This window comes from Vibrio sp. V15_P4S5T153 (genome assembly GCF_963874485.1).
Classification (GTDB): Bacteria; Pseudomonadota; Gammaproteobacteria; order Enterobacterales; family Vibrionaceae; genus Vibrio; species Vibrio anguillarum.
The window spans coordinates 150,528-170,042 of the sequence record NZ_CAWNHR010000020.1; the positions used below are offsets into that span (position 1 = coordinate 150,528).

15 protein-coding genes and 8 tRNA genes are annotated in these 19,515 nt (G+C 45.7%); all 23 read left to right on the forward strand.

Going from position 1 to position 19,515, the window contains the following annotated elements; genetic code table 11:
* Positions 1 to 864 carry a sulfate ABC transporter permease subunit CysW gene (cysW, locus tag AACT42_RS21890; RefSeq protein WP_017046720.1) on the forward strand — a complete coding sequence of 288 codons (864 nt, stop codon included), beginning with the start codon at positions 1 to 3 and terminating at the stop codon, positions 862 to 864.
* Positions 861 to 1,988 carry a sulfate/molybdate ABC transporter ATP-binding protein gene (locus AACT42_RS21895; protein ID WP_094131718.1) on the forward strand — a complete coding sequence of 376 codons (1,128 nt, stop codon included), beginning with the start codon at positions 861 to 863 and terminating at the stop codon, positions 1,986 to 1,988. Before cysW ends, AACT42_RS21895 begins: the two co-directional genes overlap by 4 nt.
* 114 nt (positions 1,989 to 2,102) lie before the next feature.
* A complete protein-coding gene (pncC, locus tag AACT42_RS21900) occupies positions 2,103 to 2,594 on the forward strand; it encodes a nicotinamide-nucleotide amidase (protein WP_013857707.1) in 492 nt (163 codons plus the stop codon).
* A gap of 133 nt (positions 2,595 to 2,727) precedes the next feature.
* Positions 2,728 to 3,774 (forward strand): recombinase RecA, encoded by a 1,047-nt coding sequence (gene recA / locus AACT42_RS21905; protein WP_010320444.1) that lies wholly within the window; start codon positions 2,728 to 2,730, stop codon positions 3,772 to 3,774.
* Positions 3,775 to 3,809: 35 nt separating this feature from the next.
* Positions 3,810 to 4,313, forward strand: coding sequence for a recombination regulator RecX (gene recX, locus AACT42_RS21910; protein WP_081265451.1), 504 nt, complete (start codon positions 3,810 to 3,812; stop codon positions 4,311 to 4,313).
* A gap of 121 nt (positions 4,314 to 4,434) precedes the next feature.
* Positions 4,435 to 7,017, forward strand: coding sequence for an alanine--tRNA ligase (gene alaS, locus AACT42_RS21915; protein ID WP_094131719.1), 2,583 nt, complete (start codon positions 4,435 to 4,437; stop codon positions 7,015 to 7,017).
* A 205-nt stretch (positions 7,018 to 7,222) separates the two neighbouring features.
* Positions 7,223 to 8,410, forward strand: a complete 1,188-nt coding sequence (locus AACT42_RS21920; protein ID WP_094131720.1) for an aspartate kinase — start codon at positions 7,223 to 7,225, stop codon at positions 8,408 to 8,410.
* Positions 8,411 to 8,502: 92 nt separating this feature from the next.
* Positions 8,503 to 8,700: a carbon storage regulator CsrA gene (gene csrA, locus AACT42_RS21925; RefSeq protein ID WP_010320440.1), complete on the forward strand. Its 198-nt coding sequence runs from the start codon at positions 8,503 to 8,505 to the stop codon at positions 8,698 to 8,700.
* A 186-nt stretch (positions 8,701 to 8,886) separates the two neighbouring features.
* A tRNA-Ser gene (locus tag AACT42_RS21930) sits at positions 8,887 to 8,979 on the forward strand.
* A gap of 41 nt (positions 8,980 to 9,020) precedes the next feature.
* Positions 9,021 to 9,097 (forward strand) — tRNA-Arg (locus AACT42_RS21935).
* Positions 9,098 to 9,128: 31 nt separating this feature from the next.
* Positions 9,129 to 9,221: transfer RNA gene (locus AACT42_RS21940), tRNA-Ser, on the forward strand.
* A gap of 66 nt (positions 9,222 to 9,287) precedes the next feature.
* Positions 9,288 to 9,364 (forward strand) — tRNA-Arg (locus AACT42_RS21945).
* Positions 9,365 to 9,400: 36 nt separating this feature from the next.
* Positions 9,401 to 9,477, forward strand: a tRNA-Arg gene (locus AACT42_RS21950).
* A gap of 66 nt (positions 9,478 to 9,543) precedes the next feature.
* Positions 9,544 to 9,620, forward strand: a tRNA-Arg gene (locus tag AACT42_RS21955).
* Between the two features lie 36 nt (positions 9,621 to 9,656).
* Positions 9,657 to 9,733 (forward strand) — tRNA-Arg (locus tag AACT42_RS21960).
* A 66-nt stretch (positions 9,734 to 9,799) separates the two neighbouring features.
* A tRNA-Arg gene (locus AACT42_RS21965) sits at positions 9,800 to 9,876 on the forward strand.
* A 373-nt stretch (positions 9,877 to 10,249) separates the two neighbouring features.
* Positions 10,250 to 10,504, forward strand: coding sequence for an oxaloacetate decarboxylase subunit gamma (locus AACT42_RS21970; protein ID WP_038148642.1), 255 nt, complete (start codon positions 10,250 to 10,252; stop codon positions 10,502 to 10,504).
* Between the two features lie 24 nt (positions 10,505 to 10,528).
* Positions 10,529 to 12,313: a sodium-extruding oxaloacetate decarboxylase subunit alpha gene (gene oadA / locus AACT42_RS21975; RefSeq protein WP_161441851.1), complete on the forward strand. Its 1,785-nt coding sequence runs from the start codon at positions 10,529 to 10,531 to the stop codon at positions 12,311 to 12,313.
* A 9-nt stretch (positions 12,314 to 12,322) separates the two neighbouring features.
* Positions 12,323 to 13,453 (forward strand): sodium ion-translocating decarboxylase subunit beta, encoded by a 1,131-nt coding sequence (locus tag AACT42_RS21980; protein ID WP_013857700.1) that lies wholly within the window; start codon positions 12,323 to 12,325, stop codon positions 13,451 to 13,453.
* A gap of 117 nt (positions 13,454 to 13,570) precedes the next feature.
* Positions 13,571 to 14,521, forward strand: coding sequence for an NADP-dependent oxidoreductase (locus AACT42_RS21985; protein ID WP_017045772.1), 951 nt, complete (start codon positions 13,571 to 13,573; stop codon positions 14,519 to 14,521).
* A complete protein-coding gene (locus AACT42_RS21990) occupies positions 14,515 to 14,976 on the forward strand; it encodes a YqaA family protein (protein ID WP_013857698.1) in 462 nt (153 codons plus the stop codon). The genes AACT42_RS21985 and AACT42_RS21990 overlap by 7 nt, the downstream gene beginning before the upstream one ends.
* 9 nt (positions 14,977 to 14,985) lie before the next feature.
* Positions 14,986 to 17,841 (forward strand): M16 family metallopeptidase, encoded by a 2,856-nt coding sequence (locus tag AACT42_RS21995; RefSeq protein WP_094131722.1) that lies wholly within the window; start codon positions 14,986 to 14,988, stop codon positions 17,839 to 17,841.
* Between the two features lie 102 nt (positions 17,842 to 17,943).
* Positions 17,944 to 19,509: a glutamate--cysteine ligase gene (gene gshA / locus AACT42_RS22000; RefSeq protein WP_094131723.1), complete on the forward strand. Its 1,566-nt coding sequence runs from the start codon at positions 17,944 to 17,946 to the stop codon at positions 19,507 to 19,509.
* Positions 19,510 to 19,515: the final 6 nt, after the last annotated feature.

Sequence of the window (19,515 nt, forward strand, 5' to 3'; positions counted from 1 at the left end):
ATGAAAGCACATCAACCGTTACGAGTCGGTGAAGCACCTTGGGTGAAGTGGAGTTTGATTGGCTTTGCGCTGTTTTGGGTTGCATTGTTGCTGATTATCCCGCTAGTGAGCATTTTCAAACAAGCCTTTGCCAGTGGTTTATCGACTTATATTAGTCATTTAATTGAACCCGATACGCGTCATGCCATTGGTTTAACGCTACTAGTTGCGCTACTCACGGTGCCAATTAACTTAGTGTTCGGCGTGTTATTGGCTTGGGCAGTGACTCGTTTTGAATTTCCGGGTAGAAAAATATTAACCACTTTAATTGATATTCCGTTTGCCGTATCACCGGTTGTTGCAGGCCTTCTGTATTTACTGCTTTACGGCAGCAGCGGTTGGTTAGGCGAGTGGTTGTTTGAGCGCGATCTGCAAGTTATGTTTGCTTGGCCGGGAATTTTATTGGTCACGGTTTTTGTGACTTGCCCGTTTGTCGCGCGTGAGCTGATCCCGCTGATGCAGCAGCAAGGCCGATCGGATGAAGAAGCGGCGGTTATTTTGGGTGCATCTTGGTGGCAACTGTTTCGTCGCGTCACCTTACCAAATATAAAGTGGGCACTGATTTACGGTGTCATCTTAACCAATGCGCGTGCCATTGGTGAATTTGGCGCAGTAGCGGTTGTGTCGGGCAATATTCGTGGTGAAACCAATACCTTACCGCTACATGTGCAGCTACTGTATGAAGATTATCAATCGGAAGCGGCGTTTGCTAGCGCCTCGTTATTGGCTTTCATTGCATTATTAACCTTAGTTTTTAAAGCTTATGTTGAATGGCGTCAACACAACAATCAGACAAAAACGAACAGAGAGCAAGAGACGGTATGAGTATACGTTTAGACAACATTTCCAAACAATTTGGTCAATTTCAAGCGCTCTCTCCGCTCTCGTTACAGATTGATGATGGCGAGATGATTGGCTTACTTGGTCCTTCAGGCTCAGGCAAAACCACTTTGTTGCGCATTATTGCCGGCCTTGAAGGTGCTGATAGTGGAACCATTCATTTTAGAGATCGCGATGTGACTCATGTCCACGTCCGCGAGCGCCGAGTTGGCTTTGTGTTCCAAAACTACGCACTTTTTCGTCATATGACGGTGGCCGACAATGTCGCGTTTGGTTTGCAAGTGATGGATCGCCGTCATAGACCAGCGGCGGCGGAGATCACCAAAAGAGTCAAACAGCTATTGGATATTGTACAACTTGGCCATTTAGCTGAGCGCTATCCTGAACAACTGTCCGGCGGGCAAAAGCAGCGCATCGCCTTGGCTCGCGCTCTTGCAACAAAGCCGGAAGTGCTACTGCTGGATGAGCCTTTTGGCGCACTGGATGCCAAAGTGCGTAAAGAATTGCGCCGCTGGTTGCGCAGCTTGCACGAAGAGCTCGGTTTTACGAGCGTATTTGTCACCCACGATCAAGATGAAGCACTTGAACTCTCTGATCGCGTGGTCGTAATGAGCAATGGCCGCATCGAACAGATCGACTCGCCAGTGCAGCTTTATGCTCAACCGAACAGTCGCTTCGTCTTTGACTTTTTTGGCAATGTGAATGTCTTCCAAGCCAACTGGAATAACGAGCAGTGGGTCAACGGTCAATCGTTTATCTTACCGCCGAAAGATCACGCGATTAATCAATCAGGAAAGTTGTATGTACGCAGCCATGAGTTGAGCCTATCGAACAAACAAAATAGCCAAGCTTCATTGCCTTTTGAAGTGGTCTCTGTCAATCCTGTTGGCGCGGAAGTGCGAGTGGAACTCGTGCCAGTAGGCTGGGAGAGTGAGCAATTATGGGAAGCAAAATTAACCCATAGAGCATTGAGTGAACAACCGCTCACACGAGGTGACAAAACCTTTGCTACACCACAAGTGGGCTACTTTTTTGGTGGGGAGAGCAGCACTCCGCACACCATTCGTTGGCCATTCTTAGACGCAGATAGTTTAATGTTTGAGATCTAAATACAACGGACGAACGATTCAGAATGGGCACGCTTGCGTGCCCATTCTGTTTTCTGATGATTCAATCTGCTATAAAGGTTCAAGCGAAAATAACGTGGCTTTGGAGAGGGCGTAATGAAAGCGATTTTTGCATTAAGTGAGCAATTAGGTCAGCAATTGTTAGCACAAAAAGAGATCCTCACCAGTGCTGAATCATGCACTGGTGGTGGTGTGGCATTTGCACTTACCGAGGTTGCAGGAAGTTCGGCTTGGTTTGAACGGTCATTTGTGACCTACAGTAATCTCGCTAAACAAGAGATGCTCGGTGTCAAAGCACAGACACTGGTGGATTTTGGCGCGGTTTCAGAACCCGTTGTGCGCGAAATGGTACAAGGAGCACTTTTGCATTCCCAAGCCACTATTGGTGTAGCGATCAGTGGTATTGCTGGTCCTGACGGCGGTAGCGCAGAAAAACCAGTGGGAACCGTATGCTTTGCATGGGCTTCTAAGCAAGGCTGGGAACGTGCTGAGACGCTTTGTTTTAAAGGCGATCGCGCACAGGTGCGCAAGCAGGCGATTACTCATGCATTACAAGTGGTGAGTCACTTTTTATCGCAGCCAAATTGAACCTAGTCGAAATTTTTTCGACACAGCTATAGACACTGTATGAATCAACAGTATAATTAACCCCAATTGGCGACTAAAGAGTCGATAAAAAATTTAACGAGCCGCTACCCACAGCGACAGTTTGGAGAAAGTAATGGACGAAAATAAGCAGAAGGCGCTAGCCGCAGCACTGGGTCAAATTGAAAAGCAATTTGGTAAAGGTTCGATCATGCGCCTTGGTGACAACCGTACAATGGATGTTGAAACCATTTCTACCGGTTCACTTTCTTTGGATATTGCATTGGGTGCTGGCGGTTTACCAATGGGACGTATCGTTGAAGTCTACGGCCCTGAATCATCAGGAAAAACAACGTTAACGCTGGAATTGATCGCAGCAGCACAACGAGTGGGTAAAACCTGTGCTTTTATCGATGCAGAACATGCCCTTGACCCAATTTATGCTAAAAAACTGGGTGTAAACATCGATGAGCTGTTGGTTTCACAACCTGATACGGGCGAACAAGCGCTTGAAATTTGTGATGCCTTGGCCCGTTCTGGTGCCATTGATGTTATCGTCATTGACTCTGTGGCTGCACTGACACCAAAAGCTGAAATTGAAGGTGAAATGGGCGATAGCCATATGGGCCTTCAAGCACGTATGCTTTCTCAAGCGATGCGTAAGTTAACGGGTAACCTAAAACAGTCCAACTGTATGTGTATCTTCATCAACCAGATCCGTATGAAAATTGGTGTGATGTTTGGTAACCCTGAAACTACAACAGGTGGTAATGCCCTTAAATTCTACGCTTCAGTTCGTTTAGATATTCGTCGTACAGGCTCTATTAAAGAGGGTGACGAAGTCGTGGGTAACGAAACGCGTATTAAAGTGGTTAAGAACAAAATCGCGGCTCCCTTTAAACAAGCGGATACTCAAATTCTTTACGGACAAGGTTTTAACCGTGAAGGTGAATTGGTTGATCTTGGCGTGAAACATAAATTGGTTGAGAAAGCGGGTGCTTGGTATAGCTATAACGGTGATAAAATTGGTCAAGGTAAAGCAAACGCCTGTAAATTCTTGAGAGAGAATCCAGCCGCCGCCATGGCTCTTGATACTAAGTTACGTGAAATGCTGCTCAATCCAGCCGAGTTAATTGTTGAAGAACCTATTTTGAGCGAAATGCCTCAAGAAGAAGAGTTGTAATATTCTCCACGTTTATATTTCAACAAAGCCCTGCAATGCAGGGCTTTGTTTTATCCATGACCAATAGGGACAGTATGTATTCCTCTAAATTCAAATCGACGTTATCGTGCAAAGAGTGCGCATTGCAATTACTGAGCCGGCGAGATCACAGCGAGCATGAGCTACAGCAAAAGCTCATGAGTAAAGGGTATGATGCGGAAATTATCGTTCAAACAATGAGTTACTGCCTTGAGAACCATTATTTGGATGAACTGCGCTATGCCGCAAGTCAAATAAGACAACATGTCACTAAAGGTCATGGTGAGCGGCGTATTCGACAAGAGCTGAGCCAAAAAAGAGTCAGTAGCGATGATATTGAAACCGCTTTATATCAAGAGCCTCAAGATTGGTTTGAATTGGCAAAAGCAGTGGCTGAAAAAAAATTCAGAGAACCTGCGGAAAAAGGTTCAAAAGAACATGCCAAACAAGTGCGTTTTTTGCAGTATCGAGGCTTTAGCTTCGAGCAAATTAGCTACGCTTTATCATCATCGGAAGCTTAACTCTTCGTCTGATCCGCAATTTATTTCCTGCCATGCCTTTTCTATAAGAAAACTAGTCGAACTCTTGTCCATGCTTTACAATAACGCAAAATTCTAACTTGAGTATTTCAGGAAGAGCTGCATGTTTATGAGCACTGATGAGGTTCGCCGCGCGTTCCTCTCGTTCTTTGAAAGTAAAGGACACCAAATTGTTGATAGTTCATCATTAGTCCCCGCTAATGACCCAACCCTGTTGTTCACAAATGCAGGAATGAACCAATTTAAAGATTGTTTTCTTGGTTTAGAAAAGCGTGCTTATACACGTGCAACAACGGCGCAACGTTGTGTGCGAGCTGGTGGTAAGCATAACGATCTGGAAAACGTTGGTTTTACCGCTCGTCACCATACCTTTTTTGAAATGTTGGGTAACTTCAGCTTTGGTGATTACTTCAAAGAAGACGCTATTGCATACGCGTGGGAGTTTCTTACTGTAACACTCAAGTTGCCCGCTGATCGTCTACTGGTTACCGTGTATGAAACCGATGATGAAGCATTTGATATCTGGAATAAAAAAGTAGGCATTCCGGCTGAGCGCATTATTCGCATTGGCGATAAACCGGGTGGTAAAGCTTATGAGTCAGACAACTTCTGGCAAATGGGTGATACGGGGCCGTGTGGTCCTTGTACTGAAATTTTCTATGATCATGGCGATCATATCTGGGGTGGTCCTCCAGGTTCTGCAGAGGAAGATGGCGATCGTTTCATTGAAATTTGGAACAACGTCTTCATGCAGTTTAACCGTCATGCCGATGGCACGATGGAGCCACTTCCAAAACCTTCCGTTGATACCGGTATGGGTATTGAACGTATTTCTGCGATCATGCAGGGTGTTCACTCAAACTATGAAATTGATGTGTTTCAAGCCTTGATTAAAGCCGCCGCTGATGTAACGGGTTATGACGATCTTTCCAATCAATCGCTACGCGTTGTTGCTGATCACATCCGTTCTTGTGCTTTCTTGATTGTGGATGGTGTGATGCCATCGAATGAAGGCCGTGGCTATGTACTGCGTCGGATTATTCGTCGAGCGGTACGTCATGGTAATAAATTGGGCGCACAAGGTGCCTTCTTCCACAAACTGGTTGGCCCATTAGCACAAGTGATGGGAACGGCTGGTGAAGAACTGAAAAAGCAGCAAGCGCTTGTAGAAAAAGTGCTGCGCATTGAAGAAGAGAACTTCGGTCGCACTCTTGAACGCGGTATGGCGATCCTCAATGATGCACTCGATAATTTAGAGGGTAGCGTACTGGATGGTGAAACTGTCTTTAAACTTTACGATACCTACGGTTTTCCGGCTGATTTAACTAATGATGTTGCACGTGAACGTGAGTTGACCATTGACGAACAAGGTTTCGAAAAAGCGATGGAAGAGCAGCGTCAACGAGCGCGTGAAGCGGGCCAATTTGGCACTGACTACAATGCAATCATTAAAGTTGATACCAATACCGCTTTCTGTGGCTACAGCGCGACACAAGGCGAGAGCCGCATTGCCGCTATGTTTGTTGACGGCAATGAAGTTGACACTCTATCTGCGGGTGATAAAGCGATTTTGATCTTGGGCGAAACACCTTTCTACGCTGAATCCGGTGGTCAATGTGGTGATGCGGGTGTTATTCAAACGGCCACGGGCTTGTTTAAAGTTGAAGATACACAAAAACTCGGCAACGCCATTGCTCATCACGGTGAACTCATCGAGGGCGTACTCGCCAAAGGCGATGAAGCGAAAGCCATTGTTGATGCTAAGCGCCGCGCTGCAATTTCACTGAACCACTCCGCCACACATTTGTTGCATGCTGCACTTCGCCAAGTATTAGGTACGCACGTGGCGCAAAAAGGCTCATTGGTAAAAGCGGAAAGCTTGCGTTTTGACTTCTCTCATTTAGAAGCAATGACGCCCGTAGAGCTAAAAGAAGTGGAACGTCTAGTGAACGCGCAAATTCGCCGTAACCACACGATTGAAACCAATATTATGGACATCGAAGCGGCAAAAGCCAAAGGTGCTATGGCACTGTTTGGTGAAAAATACGACGATGAAGTTCGTGTATTGTCGATGGGTGATTTCTCAACCGAACTGTGTGGTGGTATTCACGCAAGTAACACCGGTGACATCGGCCTATTCAAAATAGTTTCTGAAGGCGGTATTGCTGCTGGCATTCGTCGTATTGAAGCGGTGACGGGTGAAGGCGCGCTGGATCTATTGGATCAACAGCAGGCTCAATATGAAGTCAAAGTGGCTGAAATGGCGGCTAAAGCGAAATCTTTGGAAAAAGAGTTGCAGCAGTTAAAAGATAAACTTGCAGCGAAAGAAAGTGCCAATCTGATCAGCAATGTAAAAGAAATTGCGGGTGTGAAAGTGCTAGTTGCTCAACTTAATGGCGCTGATAACAAAGCGCTGCGTGGTATGGTTGATGAGCTAAAAAATCAGTTAGGCAGTGGCATTATCATGCTGGGTAATGTGGCTGATGATAAAGTGGGTTTGATTGCGGGTGTGACCAAAGATCTTACCGCCAAAGTTAAAGCAGGGGAGCTGGTCAATATGGTTGCCTTGCAAGTGGGTGGCAAAGGTGGCGGCCGTCCGGATATGGCTCAAGCGGGAGGTACGGATGTTAATGCCTTGCCTAGCGCTTTAGCTTCAGTAGATGCTTGGATTGCTGAGCATCTATAAACCGCTGTAATAAGTCACGCTCAATCACTGTTTTTTGATTGGGCGTAATTTTATTTACCAAACCAAGTGGTCTAATTGGCGCAATAGGATACGAGCCAGTTATCTGCTTGGTTTTGTTTTTGTAACTACTGAATCGATACTCAACATAGTGCTCTGCTTTCGATTTGGTCCTAATGAGACTTTGGTCTTGGGAAGGTGAAGATAGGTGAAAAAGCCCCTTATCGTGCAAAAGTTTGGCGGAACCTCGGTGGGTTCAATAGAACGAATCCATACCGTCGCTGAACACATCATTAAGGCGAAGAATGATGGTAATCAAGTGGTTGTAGTTGTTTCTGCAATGTCAGGAGAAACCAATCGACTGTTGGGCTTAGCACAACAAATCGATAGTGTACCAACTGCAAGGGAACTTGATGTTTTGCTCTCTGCTGGTGAGCAAGTGTCTATGGCGCTATTAGCGATGACACTCAATAAATTAGGCTATTCAGCTCGCTCACTAACCGGAGCTCAAGCGAACATTGTGACCGATAATCAACACAATGACGCGACGATTAAAATGATTGATACTCGAACGATTACCAAGTTGCTGGCACAAGATCATATTGTGGTGGTAGCGGGTTTTCAGGGTGTGAATGAGAATGGGGATATCACCACTTTAGGACGTGGAGGTTCTGATACTAGCGCTGTGACGCTAGCGGGAGCTCTTAAAGCCGATGAGTGTCAAATATTCACTGATGTGGATGGTGTTTACACATGTGATCCACGTGTGGTTGCAACGGCTCAAAAATTAGAGATCGTTGATTTCCCGTCAATGGAAGAAATGGCACGTAAAGGCGCTAAAGTTCTGCATTTACCTTGTGTGCAATATGCGTGGGAAAATGAAGTTCCTTTACGCGTATTGTCTACTTTTGATGTAAACGCAGGCAGTCTAATCAAAGGTGAGCAGTGTCATAAAGCAGTATGTGGCATTGCGATTCAACGCGACATGGCGCTTATTACTGTGCAACATGATCATTTCCCGAGTTTAGCCAAGCAGTGCCAAATGCTCGGTGTGGAAGTGTGGAGTGTGATCGAAGAGGCAGAATGGACAGGTGTCATTATAAAACGAGACGCATGTGCTAAATTAGCTCTGGTTTTCAATGACAAAATCCGTAATAGTGAACCCGTTAGTTTATTGACCACGGTAGGTTTACTAGCTCAGGAATTAGTTGAACGCTCATGTGAATTACTTGCAGAACAAGGGATCGAAGTGAGCTCCCTTTCGGTTGATAAACAATCGTTAATGCTAGTTATGCAGCCACAACATGTTGATAAGGCAGCCAATATTTTACATGAGGCCTATATAACGTCAGATGAGCTATTAGCTTTTCACCTAAAACATGTCTCTTTAGGGTGAGAGCGCACTAATAGATAGTTTACGAAAATATAACTTTTAGTGGATAATAGCGCAGTTGCAATATAATACAGAGATTACTCAAGGAGCAAAGAATGCTAATTTTGACTCGCCGCGTTGGCGAAACACTAATGATCGGTGATGAAGTGACAGTAACAGTTCTTGGTGTAAAAGGTAACCAAGTGCGTATTGGTGTGAATGCACCGAAAGAGGTTTCTGTGCACCGTGAAGAAATCTACATGCGCATTCAAGCTGAAAAAGGTAATGGTAGTGTTGCACCTAGCAACTACTAATTATCACAAGGAAGGCTAGCGAATTTTGCTGGCCTTTTTTATGCCTTGAAGTCACTGATATGACAGAAAAGTTTAATTTCACAGCGCTTTGATTAAATAGCCAACGGTTGATTTGATTTTTGTCGCTTTTACCAAGAAAGTGTTTGACATATTTTTGGTAAAAAGTAATATGTGCCTCCGCAAGACGGTGAGGTGGCCGAGAGGCCGAAGGCGCTCCCCTGCTAAGGGAGTATACGGTTTATAGCCGTATCGAGGGTTCGAATCCCTCCCTCACCGCCATTCTTGCTTATTTGGTTTAGCATCCAAATAAAGAACAATGTGCGTCCTTAGCTCAGCTGGATAGAGTACCTGGCTACGAACCAGGCGGTCGGAGGTTCGAATCCTCCAGGACGCGCCATATTCTTTCGTAAGATTGAATGTGAAAATGCGGTGAGGTGGCCGAGAGGCCGAAGGCGCTCCCCTGCTAAGGGAGTATACGGTTTATAGCCGTATCGAGGGTTCGAATCCCTCCCTCACCGCCATTTATTGACCATGAGTCAATTTTTTTGTTCAGAAATAAAATTTTTGTGATGTAATTCACATCTTGCGCGCTCATAGCTCAGCTGGATAGAGTACCTGGCTACGAACCAGGCGGTCGGAGGTTCGAATCCTCCTGAGCGCGCCACTTATTTAAAGTTAGTGATACTTTCATTAACTCTGCGCGTCCTTAGCTCAGCTGGATAGAGTACCTGGCTACGAACCAGGCGGTCGGAGGTTCGAATCCTCCAGGACGCGCCACTTATTCAAAGGGTCACTGATCCTGATACTGTTAGCGATTATCGCTGATTAATATCAAAACCTTGCGCGCTCATAGCTCAGCTGGATAGAGTACCTGGCTACGAACCAGGCGGTCGGAGGTTCGAATCCTCCTGAGCGCGCCACTTATTTAAAGTTAGTGATACTGTCATTAACTCTGCGCGTCCTTAGCTCAGCTGGATAGAGTACCTGGCTACGAACCAGGCGGTCGGAGGTTCGAATCCTCCAGGACGCGCCACTTATTCAAAGGGTCATTGACCCTGATATTGTTAACGATTATCGCTGATTAATATCAAAACCTTGCGCGCTCATAGCTCAGCTGGATAGAGTACCTGGCTACGAACCAGGCGGTCGGAGGTTCGAATCCTCCTGAGCGCGCCATTTATTAAGAAGCCTCGCATTGTGCGGGGCTTTTTTTATGTTGGTTTTTTGTTGCTATTTTGTTAAATTTAAAATGGCAACTATTTGTTTTATCTTGTTAATCTGCAATGTTTTAACTCCCTCTCAGTATCTGCATCATTTTTTGATTAACGTAGCCGTATTGGCTAGTTAAATGCCCTTCTTAATAGAGAAAATTCAGAGTTTTGTGATTTGTGTGAGTAATTGTTCGCCGATTTTGTGTGTTATCTACAAGAGTCCCTTAAACAAAATTGACAATTATTAACCAATCGAGATAATCCTAGTCCACTTGCCAAGATCTCATTTGTAAAAATGCGTAGCAATTGTTGTCAGGATGACACAGAAAGGAAGCAACATGACTACTATTGGAAGCCTATTAGTTGACGCCGCCACCCTTATGATTACGGGGATGGCTGTAGTCTTTATTTTTCTAACTATTCTCGTTTATCTCGTTCGGTTAATGTCAACCTTGGTACCGGAAGAAGTACCACAACCGATCGCAGCGCCGATTCAACATCGAAAAGTTCAACCAACCCCTTCAGCTGTGAGCCCGCAAATTGTGGCGGCAATTTCTGCAGCAGTGCATCAGCACCGCGCATTAGCTAAATAGCATAGAAAGGATGAAAAGGAGTTTATGAGCATGTCTAAACCACTAGCTATTACGGATGTGGTCCTTCGTGATGCCCATCAGTCACTATTTGCCACGCGCATGCGTATCGAAGACATGCTGCCTATTGCAGCAGAGCTCGATAAGATCGGTTATTGGTCACTGGAAACTTGGGGAGGAGCAACGTTTGATGCTTGCATCCGTTTTCTCGGTGAAGATCCATGGGAGCGTTTACGTTCGCTTAAGCAAGCGATGCCCAATACCCCAATGCAAATGTTGCTACGCGGCCAGAATTTACTAGGCTATCGCCACTATGCTGACGATGTTGTTGAAAAGTTTGTCGAACGAGCTCACGCGAATGGTATGGATGTTTTCCGTATTTTTGATGCGATGAATGATGTTCGCAATTTTGAAAAAGCGGTCAAAGCGACAATTGATGTTGGCGCACACGCGCAGGGCACACTGTCTTACACCACTAGCCCTGTTCATAATTCAGATACTTGGGTTGATCTTGCCAAGCGGTTGGAAGATCTCGGCTGCCACTCTTTGTGTATTAAAGATATGTCTGGGTTGCTCAAGCCGTATGAAGCTGAAGATCTGATCACCCGTATTAAATCCTCTTGTGCCGTACCTTTAGCGCTACACAGCCATGCAACGACTGGTCTTTCAGCGGCAACAGCCGTTAAAGCGGTAGAAGCTGGTATCGATATTTTGGATACCGCTATCTCTTCAATGAGCCAAACTTACGGGCACACACCAACCGAAACAGTGGTCGCTATGCTTGAAGGAACCGAGCGTGATACGGGCCTGAGCCTGACACAGCTTGAACCGATTGCCACTTATTTTCGTGAAGTGCGTAAGAAATACGCTAAATGGGAAGGGCAGTTAAAAGGTGTCGATTCTCGTATTCTTATTGCGCAGGTTCCTGGTGGTATGTTGACTAATATGGAAGGTCAACTAAAAGAACAAGGAGCGGCCGATCGCCTTGATGAGGTTCTTGAAGAGATTCCTCGTGTGCGAAAAGATTTAGGTTTCATTCCCCTTGTGACTCCAACATCTCAAATCGTGGGAACACAAGCGGTGATCAACGTTCTTACTGGTGAGCGCTATAAGAGCATCACGAAAGAAACTGCAGGGGTATTAAAAGGTGAATACGGTGCCACGCCTGCGCCAGTGAATACTGAGTTGCAAGGCAAGGTGTTGGGTAATCTTACGCCGATCACTTGTCGTCCAGCCGATTTGTTGGATGCAGAAATGGCCGTGTTGACCACTGAATTGCTTGAAAAGGCAAAAGCAGAGGGAATTTCATTAGCTACAGATACGGTGGATGATGTTCTGACTTACGCATTGTTCCCACAAGTCGGTTTGAAGTTCTTGAAAAATCGTCACAATCCGGATGCATTTGAGCCTGCGCCAACCTTGGAGTCAGCCAAACCTACACCTGCCACTGTTGTGACAAAAGGTGGTATTGAAACCTACAGTGTTAAAGTGGATGGGCAAATTTACACGGTTGAAGTGGGGCCACAAGGCCAGCTTAGCTCGATTTCTGCCAGCCAGTCTCAAGCTGCACAGTCATCGGCCGTGCCGGCAAGTAACAATGCAGAAGCCGTTCCTTCACCACTCGCTGGCAACATTTTTAAAGTGAATGTTCAAGCTGGTTCTGAGGTGTTAGAAGGGGATGTGTTAGTGATTCTGGAAGCGATGAAGATGGAAACCGAGATCCGTGCGGCACGTGGCGGTATTGTTCAAGATCTTCATGTCAAAGAGGGTGATGCTGTGACTGTTGGTGCACCATTGCTGAGCTTAGCGTAAGGGAGAACCATGGACGGATTATTGACCTTATGGTCTGAAACAGGGATCGCTAATTTTCAGCTAGGCCAAATCTGCATGATTTTGGTCGGTTGTTTACTGCTGTTTTTGGCTATTCGCAAAGGCTTTGAGCCACTGCTGTTATTGCCGATCGGCTTTGGTGCGATTTTAGCGAATATTCCGAATGCGGGTTTTACCGAACCCGGCGGTCTGCTTTATTACGTTTATCATGTTGGTATTGAGACGGGCGTTTTTCCACTGCTGATTTTTATGGGCGTGGGCGCGATGACCGATTTCGGGGCATTGATTGCAAACCCTAAAACGTTATGGCTAGGTGCGGCCGCTCAGTTTGGTATTTTCGCCACCCTGTTTGGTGCGATATTACTCAACTATGTACCGGGTATGGAATTTACCATGGCCGATGCTGCGTCCATCGCCATCATTGGTGGAGCCGATGGCCCAACCGCTATTTTCCTTGCCAGTAAATTATCGCCGGATTTATTAGGTGCAATCGCTGTGGCGGCTTATAGCTATATGGCATTAGTTCCTATCATTCAGCCACCGATTATGAAGGCACTTACAACACCTGAGGAGCGAAAAATCAAAATGGCTCAGCTACGCCACGTTGGGAAGACAGAAAAAATACTGTTTCCTCTGGCGGTGCTATTGATGACGATTCTATTTTTACCGTCAGCAACGCCATTAGTGGGTATGTTCTGTCTAGGTAATTTAATGCGTGAATCGGGTGTGGTTGAGCGTCTATCCAAGACAGCGCAAAATGAACTGATCAACATCGTTACTATCTTCTTAGGCTTAGGCGTTGGTTCTAAACTGCAGGCTGATAAGTTTTTGAACTTGGAAACATTAGGTATTTTGGCGCTCGGTGCTATTGCTTTCAGTATTGGTACGGCTGGTGGTGTGTTGATGGCGAAAGTGCTTAATAAATTCTCGAAAGAGGATATTAACCCTCTCATTGGTGCGGCTGGTGTGTCTGCGGTACCGATGGCGGCGCGAGTAGTGAACAAAGTGGGGCTTGAAGCTAATCCACAGAACTTCTTATTGATGCACGCCATGGGGCCAAATGTAGCAGGTGTACTGGGCTCTGCAGTTGCGGCGGGTGTTTTGCTTGCTCTTGTTGGCTAAGCCTAGACGAGCTGATGGTTATTTTGCGAGCTAAAGATTAACTAGAAGCAATAAAATGGTATATATTCAAAGGGATGCTGAGGCATCCCTTTCTTTTTATCAATAGGGAAGTTTGACATGGATAATAAACAGATCGCAATTACTGAGTTTGGTGGACCAGAGGTGCTCGTTATTCAAACCAGTGACGTTCCTCAACCTAAAGCTGGCGAAGTGTTAGTAAAAGTGGCGTTTGCTGGTGTAAACCCTATTGATGTAAAAACTCGGGCTGGTCTGGGGTGGGCTGCAGCGCAAAACAAAGATAAGCTGCCATGGGTGCCAGGTTACGATATTTCTGGACAAGTTGTTGAGGTGGGGGAAGATAATCGCCGTTTTCAAATTGGAGATAATGTGGCGGGCTTTGTTGGGTTTCCGTTGCGTGGTGGCGGTTACAGCCAATACCTGTGTGTGGCAGAAAGCGAACTCAGCCTTGTTCCTGATGCTGTGACCTTAGAAGCCGCAGCAGTGCTGCCACTGGCAGGGCAAACGGCGGCGCAAGCCCTAAATAAAGCGCAAGTGAAAGAGGGGGATCGCGTATTGATCCTCGCGGGCGCTGGTGGTGTCGGGCACTTAGCGGTACAAATTGCTTTAGCAGCAAAAGCCGAAGTGTATACCACGTGCAGCGAACAAAATTTGGATTATTTAGCGACTCTTGGTGCTCATGCGATTAATTACAATTTTGCTCCTGCTTCACAGCGTTTAGAAGAAGTGGATGTGCTGATTGATTTAGTCGGTGGTGATGCGGCTCTCGACGCTTTGAAATGCTTGAAAGATCATGCGCGTGTCGTTACTGTTCCGACTCTAAGTGCTGAGCTTATTTGTGAAAAAGCAAAATTACTTGGTTTTGAAGCCACAGGCATGTTAGTTGATCCTAATCCTGAACAGCTTGATACCATGCTTTATATGGTCAGCGTTGGCTTATTGAAAACGGAAATTCAAGCTGTTTATCCGATGGCGGAAGTGGCTGCGGCTCATCAACAGATTGAAACAGGCCATACTCGAGGCAAAGTTCTTCTTGATATGAAATGTTAGACATTTTTAGCACCTATTTGGAACCGCTCTCGTATTGGTTTGCTGGCTCTGCTCTGTGGGTGCTTTTTTTTAGTGGTTTTCTCAGTGCTACCTTATTACCGGGAAGCTCAGAAGCGAGTTTATTCGCCACATTAAGCCTGAATCAATTTCCCGTATTTTGGGTTATCGCCGTTGCAAGCGCTGGCAATACCCTCGGCGGTCTGACCAACTATTGGCTCGGTATCTGGTTGCCTAATCGAACTGAAAGCGAAAAGCACGGTCATAAAGCGTTAGCTTGGCTCAATAAATATGGTTATTGGGCTCTCTTATTTAGTTGGCTACCTGTGGTGGGTGATGTGCTTTGTTTGGCCGCAGGTTGGCTACGCATGAAATTTTTACCTACTTTTGTCATTATTTTGATCGGCAAAGCACTGCGTTACATCATGCTTGCCGCTGTATTCTATGGTTTTTTCTAAGGAGCTGTTATGAGAAAAATTTGGCTAGGTGCCCTTTCTCTTATTGCCATTTATGGCTGTTCATCAACGGTCGCACCTATCGCTTTTTTTTCATCATTACCGAAAGGGGTTACGCTGATTGAGCAAGTGGATGCTCAACCAGAAAAAGTGATGATCCCTTATGCAAAATATCAGCTCGATAATGGTCTTACTGTCGTGCTCTCACCGGATCACTCAGATCCTTTAGTGCATGTCGATGTCACTTATCATGTCGGTTCGGCACGTGAAGAGGTTGGAAAATCAGGGTTTGCTCATTTCTTTGAACACATGATGTTTCAAGGAACGGAGCACGTTGGCGATCAAGAACATTTTCGTCTGATCACCGAAGCGGGAGGAACCATGAATGGGAGTACTAACCGTGACCGTACTAATTATTACCAAACCGTGCCTTCAAATCAGCTAGAAAAAGTGTTGTGGCTCGAATCTGATCGGATGGGATTTTTACTCAACGCGGTTTCTCAACGTAAATTTGAGATCCAACGTGACACAGTAAAAAACGAACGCGCACAAAACTACGACAACCGCCCCTATGGCTTGATGTGGGAAAAAATGGCGGAGGCGATGTATGCCGAAGGACACCCTTATTCATGGCAAACCATTGGTTATGTCGAAGATCTTGACCGAGTGGACGTCAACGATCTTAAAGCGTTTTTCTTACGTTGGTATGGGCCGAATAATGCAGTGCTGACTATTGGTGGTGATATTGATGTTCAGCAAACACTTGAATGGGTTAATCAATATTTTGGCACCATACCGGCAGGCCCAGCCGTTGATAACGCACCTAAACAGCCGGCCCAGTTGGTGCAAGATCGTTTCATTACCCTGGAGGATCGCATTCAGCAACCCATGGTTGTGGTGGGCTGGCCGACAGAATATCGCGGTGCTCAAAGTCAAGCCTCGTTAGATGCGCTTGCCAAAGTGTTAGGCAGCGGTACCAATAGTTATCTCTACCAAGCGTTGGTCAAAACTCAAAAAGCCGTCAATGCGGGTGCATTCCAAGATTGCGCCGAATTGGCTTGTACCTTCTATGTTTATGCCATGGCCCCTTCGGGTGAAAAGGCTCAGCTTGCTCCCTTGTATCGAGAGTTAATGCAAACGCTCAGTCAGTTTGAGCAGCAAGGGGTAGATCAGAGTCGACTAGATCAAATTACCGGTATGGCGGAAGCGAATGCGGTCTTTGCGCTGCAAAGTGTATCTGGAAAAGTGACGCAGCTTGCGTCCAACGAAACGTTTTATGGGCAGCCTGATCGCCTCGAGCAACAATTAGCTCAGATTCATGCGGTCACCCCAGAGTCAATTCAACAGGCTTATCAGCGCTTCATTGCTCATCAACATAAGGTTACCTTAAGTGTTGTGCCTAAACATAAAGCCGATCTTGCCGTTCAAAAAGCTAATTTCGTACCCCCTAAAAGAGTGCTGCCCGAGCATCAAACGATAACCGAAGATCAATTGGCTTATCGCCAGGTTGAAGATCAATTTGATCGCTCAATCATGCCTTCTGTAGCAAAAGGTGTGAAAGCACAAATGCCGACACTGTATGAACTCTATTTTGATAACGGTATTGAGTTATTAGCCACACAAACCAGCGAAACGCCGACCGTGCTAATTAATATCAATTTACCAGCAGGAGAGCGACATGCCGCGCGTGGCAAAGAAGGGTTAGCTAATTTAACCGCGGCGCTACTTGAAGAAGGCTCAACTCGACGCTCAGTGGAAGCGATTCAAGCTCAACTCGACACGTTAGGTTCGACTATCAGTGTTACTGCCAATGAGTATTCGACCAGTATTATGGTCTCTAGTTTGAAGAAGAATGTTGCAGCAACATTGGATGTGGTTGAAGAAGTTTTATTTCATCCTGCTTTCAAAGAGAGTGATTTTACACGGCTGAAGCAGCAGATGCTGGAAGGGTTGGTTTATCAGCATCAAACACCGGGATGGCTTGCTTCACAAGCTACTCGTCAAGTACTGTTTGGCAACTCTATTTTTGCGCGTTCAAGTGAAGGCACTGAGCAATCACTAAACGATTTAACATTAGAAGATGTAAAACGCTTTTATGCGAAACATTACACGCCACATGGTACGCAAATCGTTGTCGTTGGCGACATTTCCAAAAAAGAGGTCGCTAAACAGTTAACCTTTTTAGGGCAGTGGCGCGGTGAAGCTTCTCCTTTGTTACGTCCCCAAGTAGTGAACCCACTGACAGAGCGGAAGATATATCTGGTTGATAAGCCTGATGCGCCGCAGAGCATCGTCCGTTTTGTGCGAAAAGGGTTGCCTTTCGATGCCACTGGCGATCTTTTTCTCAGCCAACTGGCTAACTTCAATTTAGCGGGTAACTTTAACAGCCGCATTAATCAGAATTTGCGTGAAGATAAAGGCTACACCTATGGCGCTGGGAGTTATTTCGCGAGCAATCGAGAAGTGGGCGCTATCGTTTTCAATGCTCAAGTGCGTGCTGATGCCACTGTAGCTTCAATCGTTGAAATAGAAAAAGAGATGGCAACATTCAGTCAAAGTGGCTTAACCGACCAAGAGCTAAAATTTATGCGCCTTGCTGTCGGCCAACAAGATGCACTGACGTATGAAACACCATCACAAAAAGCGCAGTTGCTTAGTAATATTTTGACCTATAGTTTGGATGAAGATTACCTACAGCAACGAAATGAACTGGTAGAAAACGTAAAAAAATCAACGCTCAATAAACTCGCCGCTAAATGGTTTGCACCACAAGAGTATCAAATTATCGTGGTGGGTGATGCGAAAACGTTGAAGCCACAACTTGAAAAATTAGATATTCCCGTAGAAGAGCTTGAAATCATCCGCTAGAGTACACATTTATAGGGGGCAGATTGTTTGCCTCCATTCTACTCTCTTGCTGAGTTAGAGCCGCTTTCATTCGGATCATTCACCTATAAGCGAATCATTATTTTGACTAATTTTGCCGCACGACTTGAACAAGTCACTAAAAAATCAGAAGTGTTTAAGCAGTTTGGCCGAGGCGTTGAGCGTGAAACGTTACGCTATACCCCAGAAGGCTCGTTAGCTCTGACTCCTCATCCAGAAGCACTCGGCAGCGCATTAACCAACCGTTGGATCACCACTGATTTTGCGGAGTCATTGCTTGAATTTATTACACCAGTCTCTCATGACGTGCCGACTTTACTCTCACAACTGGCGGATATTCACCATTTTGCTCAAACCAAATTGGGTGACGAAAAGATGTGGCCGCTTTCTATGCCTTGTTATGTTGGCAGCGAAGATGATATCGAACTGGCGCAATATGGTTCATCGAATACGGGTAAAATGAAAACCCTTTATCGAGAAGGCTTAAAGCGTCGTTACGGCAGCTTAATGCAGATCATTTCTGGCGTGCATTTCAATTTTTCATTTCCAGAATCATTTTGGGATGCCTTGTATGGCGAGCAAACTGAATCCCAGCGTACTGAGACAAAATCGGAAGCCTATTTTGGTGTGATTCGTAATTACTACCGTTTTGGCTGGCTTATTCCCTATTTCTTTGGCGCATCACCTGCGTTATGTTCATCGTTTGTGCGCGGACGTGAAAGCCATCTGCCATTTGAAAATATTGGTAAAACGCTTTATTTGCCTCATGCTACCTCGTTGCGTCTCAGTGATTTAGGTTATACCAATAGCGCGCAAAGTGGCTTGCAAATTGGTTTTAATAGCTTGGATCAATATCTAGAAGGGTTGAATCAGGCGATCCGCACTCCATCAAAAGAGTTTGCAGAACTAGGCGTGTATGTCGATGGTGAACATCGTCAGCTCAACAGCAATGTTTTGCAGATAGAAAACGAACTCTATGCACCGATCCGTCCTAAGCGTGTGGCCAAAAATGACGAAAAGCCGTCACAAGCGTTAGAGAGAGGCGGAGTCGAATACATCGAAGTGCGTTCGTTAGACGTAAACCCGTTTAGCCCGATTGGTATTACTGAAGATCAAGTGCGTTTTCTCGATCTGTTCCTCACTTGGACCGCTCTTTCAGATTCAGATCCGATGGACAATTGTGAGCTGGCATGTTGGCGAGATAACTGGAACAAAGTGATTTTAGAAGGTCGTAAACCAGGTTTAGAGTTACAAATTGGCTGTCGCGGTGAGAAACTGACGCTGCAAGCGTGGGCGCATAATGTATTCGATGACTTACGCAAAATAGCGCAAGTAATGGATAGCGCTTGTGGTGGCAACGCATACCAAGCCGTATGCGAGAAACTAAGCTCGTGGATTGATAATCCAGAATTAACCTTTTCCGCCCAACTACTTGAACAGACTAAACAGTTTGGAGGGCTCGGTAAGGTAGGTTGTGCATTAGGAACCGAATACCGACAAGCCAACCTGGCACATCACTATCAAACTTATTCTGAGTCTGTGATGGAAGAGGAAGTGCTGCGTTCTCGAGCCGCTCAGCAACAGATAGAACAACACGATACTCAAAGTTTTGAAGAATTTCTTGAAAGCTATTTTTCGTACCTAAAATGATCTCTC

Coding starts and splice junctions, on each gene's coding strand:
- cysW (WP_017046720.1), top strand. CDS start 1: ATGAAAGCACATCAACCGTTACGAGTCGGTGAAGCACCTTGGGTGAAG.
- AACT42_RS21895 (WP_094131718.1), top strand. CDS start 861: ATGAGTATACGTTTAGACAACATTTCCAAACAATTTGGTCAATTTCAA.
- pncC (WP_013857707.1), top strand. CDS start 2,103: ATGAAAGCGATTTTTGCATTAAGTGAGCAATTAGGTCAGCAATTGTTA.
- recA (WP_010320444.1), top strand. CDS start 2,728: ATGGACGAAAATAAGCAGAAGGCGCTAGCCGCAGCACTGGGTCAAATT.
- recX (WP_081265451.1), top strand. CDS start 3,810: ATGCAGGGCTTTGTTTTATCCATGACCAATAGGGACAGTATGTATTCC.
- alaS (WP_094131719.1), top strand. CDS start 4,435: ATGTTTATGAGCACTGATGAGGTTCGCCGCGCGTTCCTCTCGTTCTTT.
- csrA (WP_010320440.1), top strand. CDS start 8,503: ATGCTAATTTTGACTCGCCGCGTTGGCGAAACACTAATGATCGGTGAT.
- AACT42_RS21970 (WP_038148642.1), top strand. CDS start 10,250: ATGACTACTATTGGAAGCCTATTAGTTGACGCCGCCACCCTTATGATT.
- oadA (WP_161441851.1), top strand. CDS start 10,529: ATGAGCATGTCTAAACCACTAGCTATTACGGATGTGGTCCTTCGTGAT.
- AACT42_RS21980 (WP_013857700.1), top strand. CDS start 12,323: ATGGACGGATTATTGACCTTATGGTCTGAAACAGGGATCGCTAATTTT.
- AACT42_RS21985 (WP_017045772.1), top strand. CDS start 13,571: ATGGATAATAAACAGATCGCAATTACTGAGTTTGGTGGACCAGAGGTG.
- AACT42_RS21990 (WP_013857698.1), top strand. CDS start 14,515: ATGTTAGACATTTTTAGCACCTATTTGGAACCGCTCTCGTATTGGTTT.
- AACT42_RS21995 (WP_094131722.1), top strand. CDS start 14,986: ATGAGAAAAATTTGGCTAGGTGCCCTTTCTCTTATTGCCATTTATGGC.